We start from the raw sequence: 3,855 nt of genomic DNA on the forward strand, positions 1-3,855 counted from the left end.
CCGCTCCCCACGACGAGCGTTCCGTCGTCGATGTACTTCTTCAGGGTGTCCATCGCGCCGTTGAAGAAGAAGGTGGCGTTGTTGTCGTCCGGGCTGCCGGCGAAGAGCTCGATGTTGAACGGCCCCTTCTTGCCGGTCGGCTGGCCGTCGTCGCCGAGGACCCCGAGACCGGTGAGCAGGCTGGTTGCCTGATCGACGCCGACCTTGTAGTTGTCGAACGAGACGTAGTAGTCGACGTTCTTGTCGCCGGTGAGCAGGCGGTCATAGGAGATGACCTTGATCCCGGCCTTGGCGGCCGAGTCCAGCTGGTCGCTCAGGGAGCCGCCGTCGATGGAGGCGATGATCAGGATCTTCGCCCCCTTGGTGATCATGTTGCTCACCTGCTGCACCTGCTGGGGGATCTTGTTGTCGCCGTATTCGAGGTCGACCTTGTATCCGAGCTTGGTGAGGTCGGACTTGACGGCGTTGCCGTCCTTGATCCACCGCTCCGACACCTTGGTCGGCATGGCGACACCCACGAGGGCACCCTTGTTGTCGCTCGACCCGCCGCCGGAGTTGCTCGTGGTCCGGCCGCCGGAGCAGGCCGCGAGGGACACCGTCAACCCGATTGCCGCGATGCCGATGAGAATCTTTTTCGCCTTCACTGTGATTCCTTTCAAACGTATTGGACGTCGTTGTCGTACGTAGTGCTCTTTAGCGGATCGGCCTCCGTCCACGATGAGGCAGATCCCGGGCCGGATGTCTCCCGGCACGTCTTTGTGTGGTCACAGTCCCTGCGCCAGCCGGTAGTAGGCCTGGTTCCAGCGCAGCTCGCGACCGAAGTCACGCAGCACGGTGTGCTCGTCGATGACGACCAGCTCGCTCTTGGCGATGGCGGCGAAGTCCTCGACGACCTCGAGCCCGATCGCGGTGCTCATCACCGTGTGATGCGCCGCGCCCGCCGTGAGCCAGGCGGCCGCACTCGTGGCGAAGTCCGGCCGAGGCTTCCAGAGCGCGCGGGCGACCGGCAGCTTCGGCAGCGGATGCGGCAGGTCGACGACGTCGACGACATTGGCCGTCAGCCGGAACCGGTCCCGCAAATCGGAGAGGGCGACCACGATGCCGGGTCCGGCATCCGTGTCGAAGACGAGGCGCACGGGATCCTCGCGGCCGCCGATGCCGAGCGGATGGATCTCGAGGGACGGCTTGGCGGTCGTCAGGGTCGGGCATACCTCGAGCATGTGGGCGCCGAGGATGACCTCCTCGCCGGGCACGAGGTTGTAGGTGTAGTCCTCCATGAGCGAGGCACCGCCGGGAAGGCCGGCGCCCATGACCTTGGCCGCGCGGATGAGCACGGCGGTCTTCCAGTCGCCCTCCGCCCCGAAGCCGTAGCCGTCTGCCATGAGCCTTTGGACGGCGAGACCGGGGAGCTGGCGGAGGCCGCCGAGGTCCTCGAAGCTCGTTGTGAAGGCACCGAAGTCCCCCGCCTCGAGGAAGGAGCGCAGGCCCAGCTCGATCCGGGCCCCGTAGCGGAGCGACTCATGCCGGTCCCCTCCGCGGCGCAGCTCGGGGACGACGGCGTAGAGGTCCTCGTATTCGGCGACGAGACCGTCGACATCCGACTCGCTCGCCGCATCCACCGCCTCGACGAGGTCGTTGACCCCCCAGGTGTTGACCTGGACGCCGAATCGCAGCTCCGCCTCGGTCTTGTCGCCCTCCGTGACGGCGACGTAGCGCATGTTGTCGCCGAAGCGGGCCAGCTTGAGCTCGTGCACCGCCGCCCAGCCCGCCGCCGCGCGGCTCCAGTTGCCGATCCTGGCGGTGACGGCGGGGTTCGACACGTGACCGACGACGGTCTTGCGCACGATGCCGAGCCTGGTCTCGATGTAGCCGAACTCGCGGTCGCCGTGGGCGGCCTGATTGAGGTTCATGAAGTCCATGTCGATCTCGGACCACGGCAGCTCGACATTGGCCTGCGTGTGCAGGTGCAGCAGCGGCTTGCGGAGCAGATCCAGGCCGGTGATCCACATCTTCGCGGGGCTGAAGGTGTGCATCCAGGCGATGAGGCCGATCGTCCTGTCGTTCGAGTTGGCCTCGAGCACGACCCGGCGGATGGCCTCGGAATCGGTGAGCACGGGCTTCCAGACGACCGTGACCGGGATGTCGCTGGATGCCTGCAGGGCCTCCGCGATCTGCCGCGACTGCTCGGCGACCTGCCGAAGGGTGTCCTCGCCGTAGAGGCCCTGACTGCCGGTGAGGAACCAGACCTCGTAGGCGGCGAGATCGGGGATGATGTTCGTGCTCAACTGAGTGCTCCTGTTGGTTTCTGTCCGTAGACGTTCTGATAACGATCGAAGAGGGCGTCGATCTTCTCCTGGGGGATGGGGACGAGCTCACCCAGCTGGCGCGCGATGTGCACCGTGCGGGCCACGTCCTCCGCCATGACGGCCGCCTTCACCGCATCGCGTGAGTTCTTTCCGATCGTGAAGACACCGTGGTTCTGCATGAGAACGGCGCGCGAACGGTGTCCGGTCAGGGTCGCGACGATGCCGCGGCCGATCGAGTCGTCGCCGATGATCGCGAACGGACCGACGGGGATCTCGCCACCGAACTCGTCGGCCTGACCCGTGAGGACACAGGGCACCGGCTCCGCCCGCGCCGCCCAGGCGGTCGCATAGGTCGAGTGCGTGTGCACGACCCCGTTCACCTGCGGCATGTTGCGGTAGACGTAGGCGTGGGCCGCCGTGTCGCTCGACGGTGCGTTCTCCCCCTCGACGACGTTGCCGTCCAGGTCGCAGAGGATCATGTTCTCCGGCGTCAGGTCGTCGTACTCGACACCGCTCGGTTTGATGACGAAGAGGTCGGCACCCGGCACCCGTCCGGAGATGTTGCCGCCGGTCCAGATGACGAGCTGGTAGCGGACCAGCAGCTCGTGCAGCCTCGCCACATCGGCGCGGACCTCGAGGATCGCCTCCTGCAGGTCGGGGGTGGGCGCGCTCATGCCCGTGCTCCTTCCGTCGGCGCCGTCGATGCGGCGCCGAAGCCCTCGCGGCGCATCGCCGCGAGGCGGTGCATCACATCGTTGGTCCCCCGACCGAAGTAGTCGTGGAGCGTCGAATACTCCGCGTAGAGGCGGTCGTAGGCATCCGCCGCGGCCTCGTTGGGCCGGTACACGGCGCGGTTGACCTTGCCCATCGCCGCTCCCGCCTCCAGCACGTCGGCGTAGACGCCGGCGGCGGCGGCGGCATGGATCGCCGAACCGAGCGCGGGACCCTGGTCGCTCGCGATGATGGAGATGGGCATCCGCAGCACGTCGCAGTAGACCTGCATGAGGAACGGGTTCTTCAGAAGACCGCCGGCCACGACGAACTCCGTCACGGGCACCCCGGCGGCGTTGAAGGTCTCCACGATGGTCCGGGTGCCGAACGCGGTGGCCTCGAACAGCGCGCGGTAGACCTCCTCCGTCCTGGTGGTCAGGGTCAGTCCGACCACGGTGCCGCTGAGCTCGTGGTCCACGAGCACCGAGCGGTTGCCGCTCTCCCAGTCGAGGGCGACCAGGCCGTGACCGCCGACCGGCTGGTCCTTGATGAGGTTGGTGAGGTGCTCGTGGATGCTCAGGCCCGCGGCCGCGGCATCCTCGTAGTAGCGGGCCGGGACCTGGTTCTTGACGTACCAGGCGAAGATGTCGCCGACGCCGGACTGGCCGGCCTCGTAGCCGTAGAGGCCGGAGACGATGCCCCCGTCGACGACGCCGCACATGCCAGGAACCTCGACCAGCAGGTCGGAGTTCATGACGTGGCAGGTGGAGGTGCCCATGATGGCGAGCATCTGCCCCGGCTCGACGGCCTGGGCGGCGGGGGCGGTCACGTGGGCGTC

Annotated in this window: 4 protein-coding genes; all 4 read right to left on the reverse strand. The window is 67.3% G+C overall.

Features of this window, described 5'->3' with window-relative positions; translation table 11 throughout:
* A partial coding sequence (locus VGC18_RS00500) for a substrate-binding domain-containing protein (protein WP_331093107.1) occupies positions 1-644 on the reverse strand: 644 nt, incomplete at its 3' end.
* A gap of 120 nt (positions 645-764) precedes the next feature.
* Positions 765-2,285, reverse strand: coding sequence for an L-arabinose isomerase (gene araA / locus VGC18_RS00505; protein ID WP_414672841.1), 1,521 nt, complete (start codon positions 2,283-2,285; stop codon positions 765-767).
* Positions 2,282-2,980, reverse strand: a complete 699-nt coding sequence (locus VGC18_RS00510; RefSeq protein ID WP_331093109.1) for an L-ribulose-5-phosphate 4-epimerase — start codon at positions 2,978-2,980, stop codon at positions 2,282-2,284. Before VGC18_RS00510 ends, araA begins: the two co-directional genes overlap by 4 nt.
* Positions 2,977-3,855 (reverse strand): FGGY-family carbohydrate kinase (locus VGC18_RS00515; protein ID WP_331093111.1); only part of this gene is annotated, 879 nt, incomplete at its 5' end. The genes VGC18_RS00515 and VGC18_RS00510, both read right to left, overlap by 4 nt.

This window comes from Lacisediminihabitans sp. (assembly GCF_036404185.1).
In the GTDB taxonomy this organism is placed as follows: domain Bacteria; phylum Actinomycetota; class Actinomycetes; order Actinomycetales; family Microbacteriaceae; genus Lacisediminihabitans.